Source organism: Salmonella sp. 2020_1459, assembly GCF_043847915.1.
Classification (GTDB): domain Bacteria; phylum Pseudomonadota; class Gammaproteobacteria; order Enterobacterales; family Enterobacteriaceae; genus Salmonella; species Salmonella enterica.
This window is the reverse complement of sequence record NZ_JBCMFA010000005.1, coordinates 211,590-233,878: the sequence shown is the minus strand read 5'-3', so window position 1 is coordinate 233,878 and position 22,289 is coordinate 211,590. Positions and strand designations below refer to the sequence as shown.

At 56.1% G+C, this 22,289-nt stretch carries 20 protein-coding genes; 17 read left to right on the top strand and 3 right to left on the bottom strand.

The window, feature by feature from the left end:
* The first annotated feature begins 42 nt into the window (after positions 1-42).
* Positions 43-2,004, top strand: coding sequence for a formate-dependent uric acid utilization protein AegA (aegA, locus tag ACH0VJ_RS14885; protein ID WP_001078940.1), 1,962 nt, complete (start codon positions 43-45; stop codon positions 2,002-2,004).
* A gap of 448 nt (positions 2,005-2,452) precedes the next feature.
* Here aegA and pbp4b read toward each other — a convergent pair whose 3' ends face one another.
* Positions 2,453-3,751 (bottom strand): penicillin binding protein PBP4B, encoded by a 1,299-nt coding sequence (gene pbp4b, locus ACH0VJ_RS14880; RefSeq protein WP_000673293.1) that lies wholly within the window; start codon positions 3,749-3,751, stop codon positions 2,453-2,455.
* A 203-nt stretch (positions 3,752-3,954) separates the two neighbouring features.
* On the opposite strand from pbp4b, the gene nudK reads away from it, so the two are divergent.
* The 3 genes from nudK to ACH0VJ_RS14865 all read left to right on the top strand — a co-directional run bounded on the left by nudK (position 3,955) and on the right by ACH0VJ_RS14865 (position 6,056).
* Positions 3,955-4,530: a GDP-mannose pyrophosphatase NudK gene (gene nudK / locus ACH0VJ_RS14875; RefSeq protein ID WP_000084031.1), complete on the top strand. Its 576-nt coding sequence runs from the start codon at positions 3,955-3,957 to the stop codon at positions 4,528-4,530.
* A gap of 124 nt (positions 4,531-4,654) precedes the next feature.
* Positions 4,655-5,698 carry a DUF1176 domain-containing protein gene (locus ACH0VJ_RS14870; protein WP_001270672.1) on the top strand — a complete coding sequence of 348 codons (1,044 nt, stop codon included), beginning with the start codon at positions 4,655-4,657 and terminating at the stop codon, positions 5,696-5,698.
* Between the two features lie 127 nt (positions 5,699-5,825).
* The gene (locus ACH0VJ_RS14865; protein ID WP_000700635.1) at positions 5,826-6,056 is read left to right on the top strand and encodes a hypothetical protein; all 231 of its coding nucleotides are present in this window, start codon (positions 5,826-5,828) and stop codon (positions 6,054-6,056) included.
* Between the two features lie 62 nt (positions 6,057-6,118).
* Here the strand turns inward: ACH0VJ_RS14865 and tkt are convergent, their stop codons facing one another.
* Together tkt and tal are read right to left on the bottom strand one after the other, a co-directional pair.
* Complete coding sequence (gene tkt / locus ACH0VJ_RS14860; RefSeq protein WP_000087331.1) at positions 6,119-8,119, bottom strand: transketolase; 2,001 nt, start codon at positions 8,117-8,119, stop codon at positions 6,119-6,121.
* A gap of 19 nt (positions 8,120-8,138) precedes the next feature.
* A complete protein-coding gene (gene tal, locus ACH0VJ_RS14855) occupies positions 8,139-9,089 on the bottom strand; it encodes a transaldolase (protein WP_001072435.1) in 951 nt (316 codons plus the stop codon).
* Positions 9,090-9,360: 271 nt separating this feature from the next.
* Between tal and maeB the strand changes: the two genes are divergently transcribed.
* The 13 genes from maeB to eutA all read left to right on the top strand — a co-directional run bounded on the left by maeB (position 9,361) and on the right by eutA (position 22,283).
* Positions 9,361-11,640, top strand: coding sequence for an NADP-dependent oxaloacetate-decarboxylating malate dehydrogenase (gene maeB, locus ACH0VJ_RS14850; protein WP_000344299.1), 2,280 nt, complete (start codon positions 9,361-9,363; stop codon positions 11,638-11,640).
* Positions 11,641-12,056: 416 nt separating this feature from the next.
* Positions 12,057-12,392, top strand: coding sequence for an ethanolamine utilization microcompartment protein EutS (eutS, locus tag ACH0VJ_RS14845; protein ID WP_001031445.1), 336 nt, complete (start codon positions 12,057-12,059; stop codon positions 12,390-12,392).
* Between the two features lie 12 nt (positions 12,393-12,404).
* Positions 12,405-12,884: an ethanolamine utilization acetate kinase EutP gene (eutP, locus tag ACH0VJ_RS14840; RefSeq protein ID WP_000820751.1), complete on the top strand. Its 480-nt coding sequence runs from the start codon at positions 12,405-12,407 to the stop codon at positions 12,882-12,884.
* Positions 12,862-13,551, top strand: a complete 690-nt coding sequence (gene eutQ, locus ACH0VJ_RS14835; protein ID WP_000733867.1) for an ethanolamine utilization acetate kinase EutQ — start codon at positions 12,862-12,864, stop codon at positions 13,549-13,551. The genes eutP and eutQ overlap by 23 nt, the downstream gene beginning before the upstream one ends.
* The gene (gene eutT, locus ACH0VJ_RS14830; RefSeq protein WP_000997657.1) at positions 13,548-14,351 is read left to right on the top strand and encodes an ethanolamine utilization cob(I)yrinic acid a,c-diamide adenosyltransferase EutT; all 804 of its coding nucleotides are present in this window, start codon (positions 13,548-13,550) and stop codon (positions 14,349-14,351) included. The genes eutQ and eutT overlap by 4 nt, the downstream gene beginning before the upstream one ends.
* Positions 14,348-15,364, top strand: coding sequence for a phosphate acetyltransferase (pta, locus tag ACH0VJ_RS14825; protein ID WP_000582925.1), 1,017 nt, complete (start codon positions 14,348-14,350; stop codon positions 15,362-15,364). The genes eutT and pta overlap by 4 nt, the downstream gene beginning before the upstream one ends.
* A 40-nt stretch (positions 15,365-15,404) precedes the next feature.
* The gene (eutM, locus tag ACH0VJ_RS14820) at positions 15,405-15,695 is read left to right on the top strand and encodes an ethanolamine utilization microcompartment protein EutM (protein ID WP_000387716.1); all 291 of its coding nucleotides are present in this window, start codon (positions 15,405-15,407) and stop codon (positions 15,693-15,695) included.
* 112 nt (positions 15,696-15,807) lie between these two features.
* Positions 15,808-16,095 (top strand): ethanolamine utilization microcompartment protein EutN, encoded by a 288-nt coding sequence (gene eutN, locus ACH0VJ_RS14815; RefSeq protein ID WP_001522340.1) that lies wholly within the window; start codon positions 15,808-15,810, stop codon positions 16,093-16,095.
* Between the two features lie 11 nt (positions 16,096-16,106).
* Positions 16,107-17,510, top strand: a complete 1,404-nt coding sequence (locus tag ACH0VJ_RS14810) for an aldehyde dehydrogenase family protein (protein WP_001075640.1) — start codon at positions 16,107-16,109, stop codon at positions 17,508-17,510.
* A 10-nt stretch (positions 17,511-17,520) separates the two neighbouring features.
* Positions 17,521-18,360, top strand: a complete 840-nt coding sequence (gene eutJ, locus ACH0VJ_RS14805) for an ethanolamine utilization protein EutJ (RefSeq protein WP_000312756.1) — start codon at positions 17,521-17,523, stop codon at positions 18,358-18,360.
* Positions 18,350-19,537: an ethanolamine utilization ethanol dehydrogenase EutG gene (gene eutG, locus ACH0VJ_RS14800; RefSeq protein WP_001147513.1), complete on the top strand. Its 1,188-nt coding sequence runs from the start codon at positions 18,350-18,352 to the stop codon at positions 19,535-19,537. The genes eutJ and eutG overlap by 11 nt, the downstream gene beginning before the upstream one ends.
* Positions 19,538-19,656: 119 nt before the next feature.
* Positions 19,657-20,883 (top strand): ethanolamine utilization protein EutH, encoded by a 1,227-nt coding sequence (eutH, locus tag ACH0VJ_RS14795; RefSeq protein ID WP_000512357.1) that lies wholly within the window; start codon positions 19,657-19,659, stop codon positions 20,881-20,883.
* Positions 20,880-22,283: an ethanolamine ammonia-lyase reactivating factor EutA gene (eutA, locus tag ACH0VJ_RS14790; protein ID WP_001097526.1), complete on the top strand. Its 1,404-nt coding sequence runs from the start codon at positions 20,880-20,882 to the stop codon at positions 22,281-22,283. Before eutH ends, eutA begins: the two co-directional genes overlap by 4 nt.
* Positions 22,284-22,289 lie beyond the last annotated feature (6 nt).

Genomic DNA, 22,289 nt, shown 5'->3' with positions numbered 1-22,289 from the left:
ATATAAAGAATAAGGTTTTTACAACCAAAACAGAAGGATGCCATGAATCGTTTTATTATGGCCAATAGCCAGCAGTGTCTGGGCTGCCATGCCTGCGAGGTCGCCTGCGTAATGGCTCACAATGATGAGCGACATGTCCTGACGTCACAGCGCTATCAGCCCCGAATTACTGTCATTAAACATCAGCACCAGCGCAGCGCGGTCACATGTCACCATTGCGAAGATGCGCCCTGCGCCCGTAGCTGTCCGAACGGCGCGATCGCGCATATTAACGACAGCGTGCAGGTCAATGCGCAGAAGTGCATCGGCTGTAAATCCTGCGTCGTCGCCTGCCCATTCGGCACCATGCAGATGGTATTAACGCCCGTCGCGCCAAACCAGTTCAAAGCCAGCGCGCATAAATGCGATCTGTGTCAGGGACGTGAACAGGGTCCGGCCTGCGTGGAAAATTGCCCGGCGGATGCGCTGCAACTGGTCACCGAAGACTCGTTGACCCGTCTGGCTAAAACGCGACGGCTGCGTACCGCCCGGCAGGAGATTCGCCCCTGGCATACCGTGGATACACAACACAGTGGGACAGCAAGCAGCAAAGCCGAGCGTATGCAGGCGACGCCGCCGCGCGGCGAACCGGATAAACTGGCGATTGAAGCGCGTAAAACCACCTTTGAGGAAATTTATCTGCCGTTTCGCGCCGCGCAGGCGGAGCGTGAAGCGGCCCGCTGCCTCACATGCGGGGAACACAGTATCTGCGAATGGACCTGTCCGCTGCATAACCATATTCCCCAGTGGATCGAACTGGTGAAAGCTGGCGATATTGATGCGGCGGTAGAGCTTTCCCACCAGACCAATTGTCTGCCGGAAATTACCGGGCGCGTCTGTCCGCAGGATCGGCTATGCGAAGGCGCGTGTACACTCCGCGATGAGTATGGCGCGGTTACCATCGGCAACATTGAGCGCTATATCTCCGATCGCGCTCTGAGCAAAGGCTGGCGTCCCAACCTGTCGGACGTACAGAAGAGCGACAAGCGCGTGGCGATTATCGGCGCGGGGCCGGCAGGTCTTGCCTGCGCTGACGTGCTGGCGCGCCATGGCGTAAGCGCCACCGTCTACGATCGCCATCCGGAAATCGGCGGTTTGCTCACCTTCGGTATTCCGGCTTTCAAACTGGATAAATCTCTGCTGGCGCGCCGTCGGGAGATCTTCAGCGCGATGGGGATTCGTTTCGAGCTTAACTGCGAAGTAGGGAAAGATATTTCTCTGGAGACGCTGCTGGAGAGTTATGACGCCGTCTTTGTCGGGGTAGGAACCTATCGTTCCATGAAGGCTGATTTACCGAATGAAGACGCGCCGGGGGTATATGACGCGTTGCCATTCCTCATCGCCAATACCAAACAGGTGATGGGGCTTCCGGCGTTGCCTGACGAGCCGTTTATTGATACTGCGGGTCTTAACGTGGTTGTGCTGGGCGGCGGTGACACCGCAATGGACTGCGTACGTACGGCGCTGCGTCATGGCGCAGCCAACGTCACCTGCGCTTATCGCCGCGATGAGGCCAATATGCCGGGGTCGAAAAAAGAGGTGAAAAACGCGCGGGAAGAGGGCGCGAACTTTGAATTTAACGTTCAGCCGGTTGAGTTGGTGCTGGATACGCACGGGCGCGCCAGCGGTATTCGCTTTTTGCGTACGCGGCTTGGCGAACCGGATGGTCAGGGGCGACGCCGCCCGGTACCTGTACCGGACAGCGAGTTCGTGATGCCGGCGGATGCGGTCATTATGGCGTTTGGTTTTCATCCGCATGGTATGTCGTGGCTGGAATCGCATGGCGTGAAGGTGGATAACTGGGGACGTATTGCCGCCAGCGTCGAGAGCGAGTTTCGTTACCAGACGTCCAACCCGAAAATTTTCGCCGGCGGCGATGCGGTGCGCGGCGCCGATCTGGTGGTGACGGCGATGGCAGAAGGCCGACATGCCGCGCAGGGGATACTCGACTGGTTAGCTAAATAAGCGTATTTGTAGGCCGGTTAAGGCCTGGAACGGTTAAATGATTGAGTGATAAAAAATCTTAAACTTATTGGCTAACCTTACTCCGTTTGCAGAAATGTTGACGCTCGCAGGGCTGGACGCCCTGCGATAAACATTTTCCCGTCGGGTCGACGTTTAACAGGCCTGATGAGGCCAATCTTAGTATTGAAAATAGAGTGTAAATTGAAGGAAGGGACGCTATCAGAATCCCTTCTTAGAGCCTATCCCATTAGGGCTATTTTACTTGCCATTTTGGTCCTGGGCAGTGCTCGCCAAAACGCGTTAGCGTTTTGAACGCCGCTTGCGGCGGCCCGAAGGGCGAGCGTAGCGAGTCAAACCTCACGTACTACGTGTACGCTCCGGTTTTTGCGCGCTGTCCGTGTCCAAACTGGCTGCGCCAATAACGCCTGGTGGGACAGGCTCTTAATTTTTATTTTAAGGAACCATATATCTGGTCAACAATCCAGCCATACGTCGCCGCAGGTAATAATCCACTGACAAAAACATTCGGATTCACTTTAGGATTTGCTACCGGCGAGTGCGGCCTGTTACCTAAAATCACAATCGCCATATGATTAACCGGATCGATAGACGTCAGCGTTCCGGTCCATCCGGTATGTCCATACGTTTGCGGACTGGCTAATACCCCGAACGTTGGGGTCATTGAGGCGTTGCCGTTAACGCGCCACCCCAGACCAAAGGTAGCGTCTTCTGGCGAGCGGCGAGTAAACTGCGCAACCGTTTTGTCGTCGAATAGCTTCACGTTACCGTAGCCGCCCCCATTGAGCATGACTTGCATTAACACAGCCATATCATGGGTGTCAGAAAACAGTCCGGCGTGTCCTGAAACGCCGCCCATTGAGTACCAGGCTTTTTCATCATGCACCTGGCCCCATAGTGTATTGGTGCGAATATTGGGGAAATGAATCACGCCGTCACGCGTGTTGCCATGTAGTTCCGTTGCGGCGATTTGCGGCGGCGTGAAGCCTTTCATCAGCGGGTTAAAGACGGTATGTTTTAATCCGAGCGGTTTATAAATGGTGGTTTCGACGTAGCGATCTAATGGCATTGCCGTTATCGATTCAATGATAAAACCAAGAATCATATAATCCACGTCGCTGTAGATATGCTTCGACCCAGGTTGATATTCCAGCGGTGTCTTTTTAATCATCTCCAGAGTAGTGCTTTTACTCTGTGAGAATAATTTACCGGCGACGTTTTTATTAGGATATTGTGGGTCGGCAGGAAAGCCCGCGACGTGATGAAGAATATCAATAATGCGGAGTTTATCTTTGCCTTTTATTTTATCCCCAGGCATATCCTTAAAGCCGGGGATATATTTTGATACCAAATCATTGACATCTATTTTTCCTTCATACACTAGTTTTTGCAATGCGAAATTAGTGGCATACATTTTTGTGTTTGAAGCCAGGTCATACATCGTGTTAGTGGTCGCCCGAATGGGATGGGCTAACAGCGTGGAACCGTCATATTTTTTGGCATAGCCCCAGGCTTTTTGTAGAACAATATGATTATCTTTTATCACCAGAAGATTGATGCTGGGATATCCGGCATCAATTTGATTTTGAATCCAGCCATCAAGTCGGTGAAGTTTTTGGCTATCAAACCCCACCTGATCAGGGCTCGCGGTGGTCAATACCGGATACTCAACGGCAAAAGCTGAAAGGGAAAACGTCAGTAGAACCGTCGCAACGAGAGTAAATTTCATGATGATTCCCTCAGTCTCACTCCGGCCGTCAAATCATATCGCGAGCATGGACTCTGCGGCCCGGAGAAGCAGAATATGGTCATGGCAGTGACAGAAAAATATGGCTGTACATCCGTTCAGTCGGCATTAAGGATTAACCCTTCAGCAGACAAAACCGACCTCACGGCGTAATATTAATGCTCTTTTTACACCCTGGAGCCAGCATGTCGCAAACCATTACGCTTATTAAGGATAAAATTCTTTCTGATAATTATTTTACTCTGCGCAACATTATCTATGACCTGACCCGTCGTAATGGCGAGGTTATCCGTCACAAGCGTGAGGTTTACGATCGCGGGAATGGCGCAACCATTCTGCTTTACAACTCAACTAAAAAAACCGTGGTTCTGGTTCGCCAGTTTCGCGTGGCGACATGGGTCAATGGTAATCAAGACGGTATGTTAATTGAAACCTGCGCTGGCCTGCTTGATAACGACGAGCCGGAGGTCTGTATCCGTAAAGAGGCCATTGAAGAGACAGGGTATGACGTTGGTGAGGTACGCAAGATATTTGAGCTGTATATGTCGCCAGGCGGCGTCACGGAGCTGATTCATTTCTTCATTGCCGAATATCATGATAGCGAGCGTGCCAGCATCGGCGGCGGCGTGGAGGACGAAGAGATTGAGGTGCTTGAACTGCCGTTTTCCCGGGCGCTGGAAATGGTGCGCTCAGGCGAGATTCGGGACGGTAAGACCGTGTTATTGCTTAACTATTTACAGACGTCTCATCTAATGGACTGAAAAAAAAGAAATATATTTCTTTACACAAAAAAGACCAATCCGATAAATCTGATTGAGAACCCTGAGGCGCGCAAGGAAGATACCGCCTTAGCTGTGTTGTTCTGAATCTGGGGTTGTTCCGTTCATGCGCTACCGCGTTATTCTTTTTTGTCTGTTTGGCCTGTTGCCGGTCCAGCTACTGTGGGCTGCGCCAGCGCAACGGACTTTTTCCGACTGGCAGGTCACCTGCAATAACCAAAATTTTTGCGTAGCGCGCAATACTGGCGAACATCATGGGCTGGTGATGACATTAAGCCGCAGCGCCGGGGCGCGTACCGATGCGGTACTGCGTATCGATCGTGGCGGTTTGGCGCCGCCCGACGCTAAAGAAGCCGCAATTGCGCCTCGCTTATTGCTGGATGGCAAACCGCTTTCGTTCAACAGTCCACACTGGCGCGTGTCGCCCTGGCATCTCATGACCGGCGATCCTGCCACCATCACCGCATTTTTACAGACGATTCAGGATGCGCAGGCCATCACCTTAAAAAACGGCGTTCAGACGCTTTCGCTGGCGGGATTAAAAGCGGCATTACTGTTTATCGACGCGCAACAAAAACGTGTGGGCAGCGAAACCGCCTGGATTGAAAAAGGAAACGAACCGCCGCTCAGCGTGCCCCCGGCACCGGCATTAAAGGGGATCGCCGTGATTAATCCAACGCCCGTACCGCTGAGTGAGGAAGAACGCGACGATCTGCTGGACTACGCAGCATGGCGGGTAAACGGCATTCGTTGTTCGCTTGACCCTCTGCGTCGCGAGACGCAGGTCAGCGCGTTGACGGATGATAAAGCGTTATTGATTGTTAACTGCGAAGCCGGCGCCTATAACACTATTGATCTCGCCTGGGTAGTTTCACGCAAAAAAACGCTCGTCTCGCGCGCCGTACGTTTGCGGCTGCCGTTTAATCGGGGCGTCGAAAGTAATGACATGGAGTTGATGAACGCCTTCTTTGACGAGAAAACGCGCGAGCTGGTGACGTTGGCGAAAGGGCGGGGGTTAACCGACTGCGGTGTCCAGACGCGCTGGCGTTATGATGGCGATCGTTTTCGTCTGGTGCGTTATGCCGAAGAACCGAGCTGCGATAACTGGCACGGGCCGGATGCCTGGCCTACGCTGTGGATCACGCGTTGAATCCTGGTTGTTATCCCCTTTTCAGAATAGGGATACACCTATTGAGGTTTCATTTATGGTATAGAGATTGCTACGTTACGGTAGGATTGTTACTTTACCCGAGAGCCTCACCACAGCAGGAAATAGTATGAAAATAAATAATGGCCCCGTATTATGCCCCCATTGTGGCTGCCTGAGCGCTTATTATGAAATAGATCGGCTGGCGGCGATAAGAGAAAAAGTGAATAAAGAAGGCGGATCAGCGGCGTGGGATTCAACATTGCAGGCGCATAAAAAAAAGGCCTTTTGCCTGATGTGCCATAAATCCATTGATGAGGTCGTCATCGGGCAGTCAGATGCGCCTGAGTCTACGAAGTAATTTTGCACAGCCTACAGAACAGGTCTGCAGACTGCGCAAAGTCTGTGTTGCTAACGCTCGCCTTAGCCTTTGATGTTCAGCACCCGGCGGGCTTTTTCTACAATATTTTCCACGGTAAAGCCAAAATACGGGAACAGTTTGTCAGCCGGGGCGGATTCACCGTATCCCGTCATGCCGATAATTGCGCCTTTTAGGCCAACATATTTATACCAGTAGTCGGCTATACCGGCTTCCACCGCGACGCGGGCGGTCACGTGCGCCGGTAGCACAGATTCGCGATATGCCTCGTCCTGCGCATCGAAAATATCCGTTGAAGGCAACGACACCACGCGAACGTTATGCCCCTCGCCAGTCAATTTTTCCGCCGCCTGGAGGGTAATTTCCATTTCCGATCCGGTAGCGATCAGAATGATATCCGGCTTGCCGCCGCTATCTTTCAGAATATAACCGCCGCGGGCAATCGCTTTCACCTGTTCCGGCGTGCGTTCCACCTGCGCCAGATTCTGTCGCGAGAGAATCAGCGCCGTCGGCCCGTGCTGACGTTCGATGGCCAGCTTCCAGCCGACCGCCGCCTCAACCTGATCGCAGGGACGCCAGGTGCTGAAGTTTGGCGTTAAGCGCAGGCTCGCCAGTTGTTCCACGGCCTGGTGCGTCGGGCCATCTTCGCCCAAACCGATGGAGTCGTGGGTATAGACCATAATCTGCCGGGCTTTCATTAAGGCCGCCATACGTGCCGCGTTACGCGCATATTCGACAAACATCAGAAACGTGGCGGTATACGGTACAAAGCCGCCGTGGTGGGCGATGCCGTTGGCAATGGCGGTCATGCCGAATTCGCGCACGCCATAGTGGATGTAATTACCTGCCGGATCCTCTTTCAACGAGGTCGAACCTTTCCAGATAGTCAGGTTGCTCGGCGCCAGATCCGCCGATCCGCCCAACAGTTCCGGCAACAGGGGACCGTAGGCATTGAGCGTATTTTGCGATGCTTTACGGGTGGCGATTTTGGCCGGATTAGCCTGCAAGTCGTTAATAAATTTTTGCGTGGCGGACTCCCATGTCTCCGGCAGTCCGCCGCTCATCCGGCGGGTAAACTCCGCGGCCAGCTCAGGATAAGCCTTCTCATAAGCAGCAAACTTTTCCTGCCACTGCTGCTGCGCTTTCTCGCCTTTTTCACGGCCATCCCACGCGCGGTAAATCTCTTTTGGGATCTCAAACGCCGGATGATGCCATCCCAGCTTCTGGCGGGTCAGCGCCACCTCTTCTTCGCCCAGCGCCGCGCCGTGCGACTCCTCCTTCCCGGCTTTATTCGGCGAGCCAAAACCTATCACCGTCCGACAGATAATTAGCGAAGGTTTATCTTTTACGCTCTGGGCTTCGAGAATGGCTTTTTTCACCGCCTCCGGATCGTGCCCGTCAATGTCATGTACGACATGCCAGTGGTAGGCTTCAAAACGTTTGGCGGTATCGTCGGTAAACCAGCCTTCGGTTTCGCCATCAATGGAGATGCCGTTGTGATCGTAAAAGCCGATCAGTTTGCCCAGTCCCAGCGTACCAGCCAGCGAACACACCTCATGCGAGATCCCCTCCATCAGACAGCCGTCGCCCATAAAGACATAGGTGTAGTGGTCGACAATCTCATGGTCCGGCCGGTTGAACTGTGCGCCTAACGTACGCTCGGCAATCGCCAGCCCGACGGCATTCGCCAGCCCCTGGCCCAGCGGTCCGGTGGTGGTTTCAACGCCGGGCGTATAGCCAATCTCCGGGTGACCTGGCGTTTTAGAGTGCAGTTGACGGAAGTTTTTTAACTCCTCCAGCGGCAGGTCATAACCGGTTAAATGCAGCAGACTATAGAGCAGCATGGAGGCGTGACCGTTGGAAAGGATAAAACGGTCACGGTCATACCAGGTTGGATCGGTGGGGTTATGTTTAAGAAAATCGTTCCATAGCACTTCAGCGATATCCGCCATCCCCATCGGCGCGCCGGGGTGCCCGGAATTGGCTTTTTGAACGGCATCCATGCTCAGCGCACGAATCGCATTGGCAAGGTCTTTACGGGACATAAATCACTCCATGCAAGGTTTATAGTTTGGCGGCAAGCAGGTCTTCCAGTTTGCGCTGGTCAATGGCAAAAAGACGGATACCTTCCGACAGCTTCTCTACGGCCATCGCGTCCTGATTATGTTCCCAGCGGAACTCCGCTTCCGTCATTGGCGTAGGACGGTGGAACATCTGCGAGGAAGGCACCAGTTTACGGATTACCGGTTCTTCTTTTTCTTTCAGCTCTTTAAGCAGGTTAGGGGAGATAGTCAGTCGATCGCAGCCGGTTAGCGCGAGGATTTGCTCAGTACGGCGGAAACTTGCACCCATCACGATGGTTTCATAGCGATGTTGTTTAAAGTAATCGTAGATATTGCGTACCGATTTCACGCCGGGATCTTCCTCCACGACATACGGCTCCAGTGGACTACGCGCCTGATACCAGTCGTAAATTCGGCCCACGAACGGAGAGATTAAATAGACGCCCGCTTCGGCGCAGGCGCGCGCCTGGGCAAAAGAGAACAACAACGTCAGGTTGCAATTAATGCCTTCTTTTTCGAGCTGTTCGGCGGCGCGAATACCTTCCCAGGTCGCGGCGAGCTTGATCAGAATGCGTGATTTATCAACATCCTGCTGCTGGTAGAGATCCACCAGATGGCGTGCTTTCTCGATACTTTTTTCTTTATCGAACGATAACCGCGCGTCGACTTCAGTGGAGACGCGACCGGGAATACTTTTCAGTATTTCCGCGCCAAAATTAACCGCCAGTTTATCGCTGGCTGCCGCAACCTGCTGTTCCTGCGTACCGCCGTGTTTTTTCCCCCAGGCAATCGCATCCTCAATCAAATGACCATACTGCTCAAGCCCGGCGGCTTTTAACAGTAAAGAGGGATTTGTCGTGGCATCCTGCGGCTGGTAGTGGCGGATGGACTCAATGTCGCCGCTGTCGGCGACGACGGTAGTGAATTGTTTGATGCCGTCTAGCTGGTTCATAGGAAATACTCCTTGAAAAGTAAAGTGTTAGATGAGTGTGTTGATTCACACTTCTGAAAGATTGATACACTACATAACCAAAAAGCATAGCAGACAGGCATGGTATTGCTGGTATAAGCAGGTAACATGGCCGTTATAAGTTGATAACAAACTCTTGCGCCGTGTCGTGATAGTTTGCAGACCTTCAAAGTTTGTGTTGCGCAGTACGGTGATAATGTGCGGCGCACCAGGCCGCGTCACTTTTTGAACGATACGTGAAAGGAACAACAAGATGGATGAGCAGTTAAAACAAAGCGCCCTTGATTTCCACGAATTTCCGGTACCCGGTAAAATTCAGGTTTCTCCGACTAAGCCCCTTGCCACCCAACGCGATCTGGCGTTGGCTTACTCGCCAGGCGTGGCGGCGCCCTGCCTGGAAATCGAAAAAGATCCGCTGGCAGCCTACAAATACACCGCGCGTGGCAACCTTGTCGCGGTCATTTCCAACGGTACAGCGGTGCTGGGGTTAGGCAACATTGGCGCGCTGGCCGGCAAGCCGGTCATGGAAGGCAAAGGCGTTCTGTTTAAAAAATTCGCCGGCATCGATGTGTTTGACATTGAAGTCGATGAGCTTGATCCGGACAAATTTATCAATGTGGTCGCAGCGCTGGAGCCGACCTTTGGCGGCATTAACCTCGAAGACATTAAAGCGCCAGAATGTTTCTATATTGAGCAGAAACTGCGCGAGCGCATGAACATCCCGGTTTTCCATGACGATCAGCACGGAACGGCGATCATTAGTACTGCCGCCATTCTTAATGGCCTGCGAGTCGTAGAGAAAAATATTTCCGACGTGCGGATGGTCGTCTCCGGCGCAGGGGCGGCGGCAATCGCTTGTATGAACCTGCTGGTCGCGTTGGGGATGCAAAAGCACAACATCGTGGTGTGCGACTCTAAGGGCGTTATTTACAAAGGCCGTGAGCCGAATATGGCGGAGACCAAAGCGGCCTATGCGGTAGACGACAGCGGCAAGCGCACGCTGGATGAAGTCATTGACGGCGCGGATATTTTCCTCGGCTGTTCAGGCCCGAAAGTGCTGACTCAGGAGATGGTGAAGAAAATGGCCCGCGCGCCAATGATTCTGGCGCTGGCTAACCCGGAACCGGAAATTCTGCCGCCGCTGGCGAAAGAAGTGCGCCCGGACGCCATTATCTGTACCGGTCGTTCCGACTATCCGAACCAGGTGAACAACGTATTGTGCTTCCCGTTTATCTTCCGCGGCGCACTGGACGTCGGCGCGACGGCGATCAACGAAGAGATGAAACTGGCGGCGGTCCGTGCGATTGCCGAGCTGGCGCACGCCGAACAGAGCGAAGTGGTGGCCTCGGCCTATGGCGATCAGGACCTGAGCTTTGGGCCGGAATACATTATTCCGAAACCGTTTGACCCGCGTCTGATTGTCAAAATCGCTCCGGCGGTCGCGAAAGCGGCAATGGATTCCGGCGTGGCGACGCGCCCGATTGCTGACTTTGATGCCTATATCGATAAACTGACCGAGTTTGTCTACAAAACCAACCTGTTCATGAAGCCGATCTTCTCGCAGGCACGCAAAGATCCGAAGCGCGTAGTGCTGCCGGAAGGGGAAGAGGCGCGCGTGCTGCACGCAACCCAGGAGTTGATCACCCTGGGGCTGGCGAAACCCATCCTGATCGGACGTCCGAGCGTGATCGAAATGCGTATCCAGAAACTGGGGCTACAGATCAAAGCGGGCGTTGATTTCGAGATCGTGAATAATGAATCCGATCCGCGCTTCAAAGAGTACTGGAGCGAGTATTACCAGATCATGAAGCGTCGCGGGGTAACTCAGGAACAGGCGCAGCGTGCGATGATCGGCAACCATACGGCCATTGGCGCGATCATGGTGCAGCGTGGGGAAGCGGATGCGATGATCTGCGGCACCATTGGCGACTACCATGAGCATTTCAGCGTCGTGAAAGCCGTCTTTGGCTACCGTGACGGCGTGCATACGGCAGGGGCGATGAACGCCTTACTGCTGCCAAGCGGCAACACTTTTATCGCCGATACTTATGTTAACGAAGATCCCACGCCGGAACAGTTGGCGGAGATCGCCGTAATGGCGGCGGAAACCGTTCGCCGCTTTGGTATTGAGCCGAAAGTCGCGCTGTTGTCGCACTCTAACTTTGGTTCCTCAAATTCGCTGTCCGCCAGCAAAATGCGCGAAACCCTTGAGCGGGTACGCGAACGAGCGCCCGATCTGATGATTGACGGTGAGATGCACGGTGATGCGGCGTTGGTGGAAAGTATTCGTAATGACCGGATGCCGGATAGCCCGCTGAAGGGAGCCGCCAATATTCTGGTGATGCCGAATATGGAAGCCGCCCGCATTAGTTACAACTTACTCCGCGTCTCCAGTTCCGAAGGCGTCACGGTCGGCCCGGTCCTGATGGGCGTGTCTAAACCGGTACATGTATTAACGCCGATCGCCTCTGTACGCCGTATCGTGAATATGGTGGCGTTAGCGGTAGTTGAAGCGCAAACCACGCCGCTTTAATAACGCATTACTCTCTCTTCTGGCGCAGGTTCTCCTGCGCTTTTTTTATGCGCCGCTGGGCTTCGCCATGACATGAAAGGCTCAGGTGGGGATACTCTGGAACCTATTGCGTTACCCCTACTTATTTCACTGAATCTGTACTATGCACAAATCGAGTGATACGCATTATTTTTATCAATAGTAGTAATACAAAGAATAGCCGGTGGGTATTTATTTCGGAACAGGCTTAAATTCAGAATGACGCCTGAAAATGTGATGCACCACGATATTTATCGTTAACACCCTCGACAGAAGTCCCTTTTATTTTCTTCCTCTTAGTGATCTACCTCACCTTTTACATCACCTTGCCGAATTTTGTTATTTACTCCGACAAAAAATTGCCACGATGACGGCAGTTTCAGTGGAGGCGGTGAGCAATGAATAAAGAACGCATTATTCAGGAATTTGTGCCGGGCAAACAGGTCACGCTGGCGCATCTCATTGCGCACCCTGGTGAAGAACTGGCGAAAAAGATCGGCGTTCCCGATGCTGGCGCGATTGGCATTATGACCTTAACGCCGGGGGAAACGGCCATGATCGCTGGCGATTTAGCGATGAAGGCTGCGGATGTACACATCGGTTTTCTCGACAGATTTAGCGGCGCGCTGGTGATTTATGGCACCGTCGGCGCAGTGGAAGAAGCGCTATTACAGACGGTCAGCGGGCTGGGGCGATTATTAAACTTTACCCTGTGTGAGTTAACAAAAAGTTAATTGGTGGCGGTAATGAAACGTATTGCTTTTGTCGGCGCGGTCGGTGCCGGAAAGACAACGCTTTTTAACGCGTTACGGGGAAATTATTCCCTCGCCAGAAAAACGCAGGCCGTGGAATTTAATGATCATGGCGATATCGATACGCCGGGTGAATATTTTAGCCATCCCCGTTGGTATCACGCCTTAATTACCACGTTGCAGGATGTGGACACGCTGATTTATGTCCACGCGGCAAACGATAAAGAAAGTCGCTTACCTGCCGGGTTATTGGATGTTGGAACCCGTAAACGACATATCGCCGTTATCAGCAAAACGGACATGCCGGATGCCGACGTCGCCGCTACGCGGCAGTTGCTTTGCGAGATTGGGTTCCGGGAGCCGATTTTCGAGCTCAACGGCCACGACCCGCAAAGCGTGCGGCAGTTGGTGGATTATCTGGCGGCTCTCAGTGAACAGGAGGAAGAGGCAGGTGAAAAAACTTATCACAGCTAACGATATTCGTGCGGCCCACGCCCGCGGCGAACAGGCGATGTCGGTAGTGCTGCGCGCCAGCATTATTACCCCGGAGGCTCGCGAAGTGGCGGAACTACTGGGCTTCACGATTACCGAATGCGACGAGTCCGTCCCGGCATCCACATCAGCGCAGGCGTGTAAAAGCGAAAGCCAGCGCATTCGGGAAGCCATCATCGCGCAGCTCCCGGAAGGGCAGTTTACTGAAAGCCTGGTGGCGCAGTTGATGGAAAAAGTGCTCAAGGAAAAGCAATCGCTGGAACTGGGGACGATGCAGCCGAGCTTTACCTCCGTCACGGGTAAAGGCGGCGTGAAAGTCATTGACGGCAGCAGCGTGAAATTTGGCCGCTTCGACGGCGCCGAACCGCACTGCGTCGGCTTAACCGATCTGGTTACAGAGCAGGATGGCAGCAGCATGGCCGCCGGGTTTATGCAGTGGGACAACGCCTTTTTCCCGTGGACGCTGAACTACGACGAAATCGACATGGTGCTGGAAGGCGAACTGCACGTACGCCATGAAGGCGAAACCATGATTGCCAAAGCCGGAGATGTGATGTTCATCCCTAAAGGCTCCAGCATTGAATTTGGCACGCCAACGTCCGTGCGCTTTCTGTACGTCGCCTGGCCTGCAAACTGGCAATCCGTATGAACGATTTCATCACCGAAACGTGGCTCAGAGCGAATCATACGCTCAGCGAAGGATCGGAGATCCATCTGCCCGCTGATGCACGACTGACGCCCTCGGCCCGGGAACTGCTGGAAAGTCGCCGCCTGCGCATTAAGTTTCTGGATCCGCAAGGCAGGCTGTTTGTCGATGATGACGAACAGCAGCCGCAGCCGGTACATGGCTTAACCAGTAGCGATACGCACCCACAGGCCTGCTGTGAACTGTGCCGCCAGCCGGTGGTGAAAAAGCCCGATACGCTGACCCATCTGACGGCGGACAAAATGGTCGCCAAAAGCGACCCGCGCCTCGGCTTTCGCGCCGCGCTCGACAGCGCCATCGCGCTGACCGTGTGGCTACAAATCGAACTGGCGGAACCCTGGCAGCCGTGGCTTTTCGATATCCGCTCGCGGCTGGGCAACATTATGCGCGCCGACGCTATAGATGAACCGCTGGCGGCGCAGTCTATCGTCGGGCTCAGCGAGGATGAGCTGCATCGGCTTTCCCACCAGCCGCTGCGCTATCTCGACCACGATCACCTGGTGCCGGAGGCCAGTCACGGTCGCGATGCGGCGCTGCTTAATCTGCTGCGAACCAAAGTCCGCGAAACGGAAACCCTCGCCGCACAAGTGTTTATTACCCGTAGTTTTGAGGTCTTGCGCCCGGACATTTTACAGGCGCTGAACCGTCTCTCCAGCACGGTTTACGTGATGATGATTTTGAGCGTGGCGAAACATCCGCTGACGGTCGCCCAAATTCAACAACGGTTGGGAGAGAAGCCATGATCATTGAACGCGCCCGCGAACTGGCGGTACGCGCCCCCGCCAGAGTCGTCTTTCCTGATGCGCTGGACGAACGCGTGCTGAAAGCGGCGCATTACCTGCAACAGTACGGTCTGGCTCGCCCCGTTCTGGTCGCCAGTCCGTTTGCGCTGCGTCAGTTTGCCCTGAGTCATCGTATGGCGATGGATGGCATTCAGGTCATCGACCCACACAGCAACCTGAGTATGCGCCAGCGTTTTGCGCAACGCTGGCTCGCCCGTGCCGGAGAAAAAACGCCGCCGGACGCAGTGGAAAAGCTTAGCGACCCGCTAATGTTCGCTGCCGCCATGGTGAGCGCCGGTGAGGCTGATGTGTGTATCGCAGGCAACCTGTCGTCAACGGCGAACGTGCTGCGCGCAGGGCTGCGGGTGATTGGCCTGCAACCCGGGTGCAAAACATTGTCGTCTATTTTCCTGATGCTGCCGCAGTATGCCGGCCCGGCATTAGGGTTCGCCGATTGCAGCGTAGTGCCGCAGCCGACGGCGGCGCAGCTGGCAGATATCGCTATCGCCAGCGCCGACACCTGGCGGGCCATTACCGGCGAAGAGCCGCGCGTGGCGATGCTGTCATTTTCAAGCAACGGCAGCGCCCGTCACCCCAATGTTGCCAACGTGCAGCAGGCGACAGAGTTCGTTCGCGAACGTGCGCCGCAACTGCTTGTGGACGGTGAATTGCAGTTTGACGCCGCTTTCGTACCGGAGGTCGCCGCGCAAAAAGCGCCTGACAGCCCGCTGCAAGGCCGCGCCAACGTGATGATTTTCCCGTCGCTGGAGGCGGGCAATATTGGCTACAAAATCGCTCAGCGTCTGGGAGGCTATCGCGCTGTTGGGCCGCTAATTCAGGGGCTTGCCGCGCCGCTTCACGACCTCTCCCGAGGCTGTAGCGTGCAGGAAATTATCGAACTGGCGTTGGTGGCAGCCGTGCCGCGCCAGGCTGACGTGAGCCGCGAACGCAGCTTACACACACTGGTTGAATGAACGGTCCCGTTCTGGACCCCTTTAATGAGAGGAAAACACGATGGAAGCATTAGGAATGATTGAAACCCGGGGCCTGGTTGCGCTGATTGAGGCCTCAGATGCGATGGTAAAAGCCGCACGCGTGAAGCTGGTCGGCGTGAAGCAGATTGGCGGTGGCCTGTGTACGGCTATGGTGCGTGGCGACGTGGCGGCGTGCAAAGCCGCAACCGATGCTGGCGCCGCTGCGGCGCAGCGCATTGGCGAGCTGGTCTCTGTACACGTGATTCCACGCCCGCACGGCGATCTGGAAGAAGTGTTCCCGATCAGCTTCAAAGGCGACAGCAACATTTGATGGTAGGCCGGATAAGACGCGCAGCGTCGCCATCCGGCATGAATGCGCGCCATTGCCTGATGGTGCGCAGATTCAAGGCCTACGACCCAACGGGCAATCCATGGAGGCGGATATGAAACTGGCAGTCGTCACAGGACAAATCGTATGTACCGTCCGCCATCAGGGACTGGCGCATGACAAATTGCTGATGGTGGAAATGATCGATGCCCAGGGCAACCCCGACGGGCAGTGTGCCGTCGCTATCGACAGTATCGGGGCGGGAACCGGAGAGTGGGTACTGCTGGTCAGCGGCAGTTCTGCACGCCAGGCGCATCGCAGCGAATTATCACCGGTCGATCTGTGCGTCATTGGCATCGTCGATGAAGTGGTGGCTGGCGGAAAAGTGGTTTTCCATAAATAGGACTGAACATCATGAATCAACAGGATATTGAACAGGTGGTGAAAGCGGTACTGCTGAAAATGAAAGACAGCAGCCAGCCGGCCAGCACTGTTCATGAGATGGGCGTTTTTGCCTCCCTGGATGACGCAGTGGCGGCAGCAAAACGGGCTCAGCAGGGGCTGAAGAGCGTGGCGATGCGCCAGCTTGCCATTCATGCCATTCGCGAGGCGGGCGAAAAACACGCTCGAGAATTAGCGGAACTTGCCGTCAGCGAAACCGGCATGGGACGCGTTGACGATAAATTTGCCAAAAACGTGGCGCAGGCGCGCGGCACGCCGGGCGTCGAGTGTTTATCTCCGCAGGTGCTGACCGGCGATAACGGCCTGACGCTGATTGAAAATGCGCCGTGGGGCGTGGTGGCCTCGGTCACGCCGTCCACCAATCCGGCGGCGACGGTGATTAATAACGCCATCAGCCTGATTGCCGCAGGCAACAGCGTCGTGTTTGCCCCGCATCCGGCGGCGAAAAAGGTCTCTCAGCGGGCAATCACCCTCCTCAATCAGGCGGTAGTCGCCGCCGGTGGCCCGGAAAATTTGCTGGTCACCGTGGCGAACCCGGATATCGAAACCGCCCAGCGGCTGTTCAAGTACCCCGGTATTGGCCTGCTGGTGGTGACCGGCGGCGAAGCGGTGGTGGACGCGGCGCGCAAACATACTAATAAACGCCTGATTGCCGCCGGTGCCGGTAATCCCCCGGTGGTGGTGGATGAGACCGCCGACCTGCCGCGCGCTGCACAATCCATCGTCAAAGGCGCGTCGTTTGATAACAACATCATCTGCGCCGACGAAAAAGTGCTGATTGTGGTGGATAGCGTCGCCGACGAGCTGATGCGTCTGATGGAAGGTCAGCACGCGGTGAAACTGACCGCCGCTCAGGCCGAACAGCTCCAGCCGGTGCTGCTGAAGAATATCGATGAACGCGGTAAAGGCACCGTCAGCCGTGACTGGGTCGGCCGTGACGCGGGCAAGATTGCCGCAGCCATCGGCCTGAACGTCCCGGATCAAACGCGCCTGCTGTTTGTGGAAACGCCCGCCAACCATCCGTTTGCCGTCACTGAAATGATGATGCCGGTACTGCCGGTGGTGCGGGTCGCCAACGTCGAAGAAGCCATCGCCCTGGCGGTACAACTTGAAGGCGGTTGCCACCATACGGCGGCGATGCACTCGCGCAATATCGACAACATGAACCAGATGGCGAACGCCATCGACACCAGCATTTTCGTCAAAAACGGGCCGTGCATTGCCGGGCTTGGATTGGGCGGAGAAGGCTGGACCACCATGACCATCACCACGCCAACCGGCGAAGGCGTGACCAGCGCGCGTACCTTTGTGCGGCTGCGTCGATGCGTGCTGGTGGATGCGTTTCGCATTGTATAAGGGATGACTCATGGCGTACGACGAACAACTCTGGCTCACCCCAAGACTGCAAAAAGCGGCGGCCCTGTGTAACCAGACGCCCGCCGCCAGCGACGCGCCGCTGTGGCTGGGCGTCGATTTGGGCACCTGCGACGTGGTGTCGATGGTGGTCGACGGCAACGCCCAGCCGGTGGCGGTGTGCCTTGACTGGGCCGACGTTGTGCGTGACGGCATCGTCTGGGATTTCTTCGGCGCCGTCACCCTCGTGCGCCGTCATCTCGACACCCTTGAACAGCAGCTCGGCTGCCGCTTTACCCACGCGGCGACCTCGTTCCCGCCAGGCACCGACCCGCGTATTTCGATCAACGTGCTGGAGTCTGCCGGGTTAGAAGTCAGCCACGTACTGGATGAGCCGACGGCGGTGGCGGATCTGCTGGCGCTTGATAATGCAGGCGTGGTGGATATTGGCGGCGGCACTACCGGCATTGCCATCGTCAAACAGGGCAAGGTGACTTACTCCGCCGATGAAGCCACTGGCGGGCACCATATCTCCCTGACGCTGGCGGGCAACCGCCGTATTCCCCTGGAAGAGGCGGAACAGTACAAGCGCAGCAATGCGCAGGAGATTTGGCCAGTAGTGAAGCCGGTGTACGAAAAGATGGCGGAGATCGTTGCTCGCCACATTGAAGGGCAAGGAATTGCTGATTTATGGCTGGCGGGCGGTTCCTGTATGCAGCCGGGCGTGGAGGCGTTATTTCGCCAGCGTTTCCCAGAGTTACAGGTGCATTTGCCGCAGCACAGCCTGTTTATGACCCCGCTGGCGATAGCCAACAGCGGGAGAGCGAAAGCGGAGGGACTCTATGCAAGCTGAACTACAGACGGCGCTATTTCAGGCATTCGACACCCTGAATCTGCAACGGGTGAAAACGTTCAGCGTACCGCCGGTCACGCTGTGCGGACTTGGGGCGCTCGGCGCCTGCGGCCAGGAAGCGCAAGCGCGAGGCGTAAGCCATCTGTTTGTGATGGTCGACAGCTTCCTGCATCAGGCGGGAATGACCGCGCCGCTGGCACGCAGCCTGGCGATGAAAGGCGTGGCGATGACGGTCTGGCCGTGTCCGCCAGGCGAGCCGTGCATCACCGATGTTTGCGCGGCGGTGGCGCAACTGCGTGAGGCGGTGTGCGACGGCGTAGTGGCCTTTGGCGGCGGTTCGGTGCTGGACGCGGCGAAAGCGGTCGCCCTGCTGGTGACTAACCCTGACCAGACGCTGAGCGCCATGACCGAGCGCAGTACATTACGCCCGCGTCTGCCGCTGATTGCGGTGCCGACCACCGCCGGAACCGGTTCTGAAACCACCAACGTGACGGTGATTATCGACGCGGTCAGCGGGCGCAAGCAGGTGCTGGCGCACGCGTCACTAATGCCGGACGTGGCGATTCTTGATGCTGCCGTGACCGAAGGCGTTCCGCCAAACGTGACGGCGATGACCGGTATCGATGCGTTGACGCATGCGATTGAGGCCTACAGCGCGCTCAACGCCACGCCGTTTACCGACAGCCTGGCGATTGGCGCGATAGCGATGATTGGCAAATCGCTGCCGAAAGCCGTGGGTTACGGCCACGATCTGGCGGCGCGTGAAAATATGTTGCTGGCCTCCTGTATGGCGGGAATGGCCTTTTCCAGCGCCGGTTTGGGGCTGTGTCATGCGATGGCGCACCAGCCTGGGGCGGCGCTGCATATTCCGCACGGCCAGGCCAACGCCATGCTGCTGCCAACAGTCATGGGCTTTAACCGGATGGTTTGCCGCGAGCGCTTCAGTCAAATCGGTCGGGCGTTAACCAATAAGAAATCGGACGATCGCGATGCAATTGCGGCGGTGAGCGAACTGATTGCCGAAGTAGGGCAGAGCAAACGGCTGGCTGACGCTGGCGCCAAACCCGAACACTACAGCGCATGGGCGCAAGCCGCGCTGGAGGATATTTGTCTGCGCAGTAACCCACGCACCGCCACACAGGCACAGATTATCGACCTGTATGCGGCTGCCGGGTAATGCCTGTAGGCCGGATAAGGTGCTCGCACCGCCATCCGGCAATAACACGGCGTTAATGCCGGAGGTGACGTAAACGTCTTATCCGGCTTACAAATCAAAAATGACAGGGAGTAGGGGCTATGGGAATTAACGAAATCATCATGTACATCATGATGTTCTTTATGCTGATTGCCGCCGTGGACAGGATCCTGTCGCAGTTCGGCGGGTCGGCGCGCTTCCTCGGTAAATTCGGCAAGAGTATCGAGGGGTCTGGCGGCCAGTTTGAAGAGGGCTTTATGGCGATGGGCGCGCTGGGGCTGGCGATGGTCGGTATGACCGCGCTGGCGCCGGTGCTGGCGCATGTACTGGGGCCGGTTATTATCCCGGTATACGAAATGCTGGGCGCGAACCCATCCATGTTCGCGGGTACGTTGCTGGCCTGTGATATGGGCGGATTCTTCCTCGCCAAAGAGCTGGCCGGCGGTGATGTCGCGGCGTGGCTATACTCAGGGTTAATACTTGGGTCGATGATGGGGCCGACCATTGTGTTCTCCATTCCGGTGGCGCTCGGCATTATCGAACCGTCTGACCGCCGCTACCTGGCGCTTGGCGTACTCGCGGGTATCGTCACCATTCCCATTGGCTGCATTGCGGGGGGATTGATCGCCATGTACTCAGGCGTGCAGATCAATGGTCAGCCAGTGGAGTTTACCTTCGCGCTGATCCTGATGAACATGATCCCGGTATTGATTGTCGCGGTGCTGGTAGCGCTGGGGTTGAAGTTCATCCCGGAAAAAATGATCAACGGTTTCCAGATTTTCGCCAAATTTCTGGTGGCGCTGATCACCATCGGTCTGGCGGCTGCGGTGATTAAATTCCTGTTGGGCTGGGAGTTGATTCCGGGGCTCGACCCGATCTTTATGGCGCCAGGCGACAAACCCGGCGAAGTGATGCGCGCCATTGAAGTGATCGGCTCTATCTCCTGCGTGCTGCTCGGCGCGTATCCGATGGTGCTGTTACTGACCCGCTGGTTTGAAAAACCGTTGATGAATGTCGGTAAGCTGCTGAACGTCAATAATATTGCGGCGGCAGGCATGGTAGCGACCCTGGCGAACAATATCCCGATGTTCGGCATGATGAAGCAGATGGATACCCGCGGCAAAGTGATTAACTGCGCATTTGCCGTCTCTGCGGCGTTCGCGCTGGGCGACCATTTAGGCTTCGCCGCCGCCAACATGAACGCCATGATCTTCCCGATGATTGTCGGCAAGCTGATCGGCGGCGTGACGGCGATTGGCGTGGCGATGATGCTGGTGCCGAAAGATGACGCCGCCCAGGTGAAAACCGAAGCGGAGGCGCAATCGTGAACACTCGCCAGCTACTGAGCGTCGGTATCGATATCGGCACCACCACCACGCAGGTGATCTTCTCGCGCCTGGAGTTGGTTAACCGTGCGGCGGTGTCGCAGGTGCCGCGCTACGAATTCATCAAACGCGACATTAGCTGGCAAAGCCCGGTCTTCTTTACGCCCGTGGATAAGCAGGGCGGTCTGAAAGAGGCCGAACTTAAAGCGCTGATTCTGGCCCAGTATCAGGCCGCAGGCATCGCGCCTGAATCGGTGGACTCAGGGGCTATCATTATCACCGGCGAAAGCGCCAAAACCCGCAACGCCCGTCCGGCGGTCATGACGCTCTCGCAGTCGCTGGGCGACTTTGTGGTCGCCAGCGCCGGGCCGCATCTGGAATCAGTCATTGCCGGTCACGGCGCCGGAGCGCAAAGCTTGTCTGAGCAGCGGATGTGTCGGGTGCTGAATATTGATATCGGCGGCGGCACGTCTAACTACGCGCTGTTTGACGCGGGAAAAGTCAGCGGCACCGCCTGCCTTAACGTCGGTGGTCGCCTGCTGGAAACCGACGCTCAGGGGCGCGTGGTTTATGCCCATCAGCCGGGGCAGATGATTATCGATGAGGTATTCGGTTCGGGTACTGATGCTCGCGCCTTAGCTGCCGCACAGTTGGGGCAGGTGGCGCGGCGGATGGCGGATCTCATCGTCGAGGTTATCACCGGCGCGCTCTCGCCGCTGGCGCAATCGCTGATGCAAACCGGGCTACTGCCCGCCGATATTACGCCGGAGGTGATCACCCTTTCCGGTGGGGTAGGTGAATGCTACCGCAACCAACCTGCCGATCCGTTCTGCTTTTCTGATATCGGGCCGCTGCTGGCGACCGCGCTGCATGAGCACCCGCGTCTGCGCGAGATGAACGTGCAGTTTCCGGCGCAAACCGTGCGCGCCACGGTGATTGGCGCTGGGGCCCATACGCTGTCGCTTTCCGGCAGTACTATCTGGCTGGAAGACGTCCAACTGCCGCTGCGCAACCTGCCGGTGGCGATCCCGCAGGATGACGCCGATCTGGTGAACGCCTGGCGGCAGGCGCTTCTCCAGCTTGATCTCGACCCGCAAACCGACGCTTACGTGCTGGCGCTTCCCGCCACGCTTCCGGTGCGTTACGCCGCATTACTCACGGTCATCAACGCGCTGACGGCTTTTGTCGCGCGTTATCCCAATCCACATCCCCTGCTGGTGGTGGCCGAGCAGGATTTTGGTAAAGCGCTGGGCATGTTATTGCGCCCACAGTTACCGCAACTTCCGCTGGCGGTCATCGATGAGGTGGTCGTGCGGGCGGGAGACTATATCGACATTGGTACGCCTCTTTTTGGCGGATCGGTTGTGCCGGTGACGGTGAAATCACTCGCATTTCCTTCCTGAGGGAAC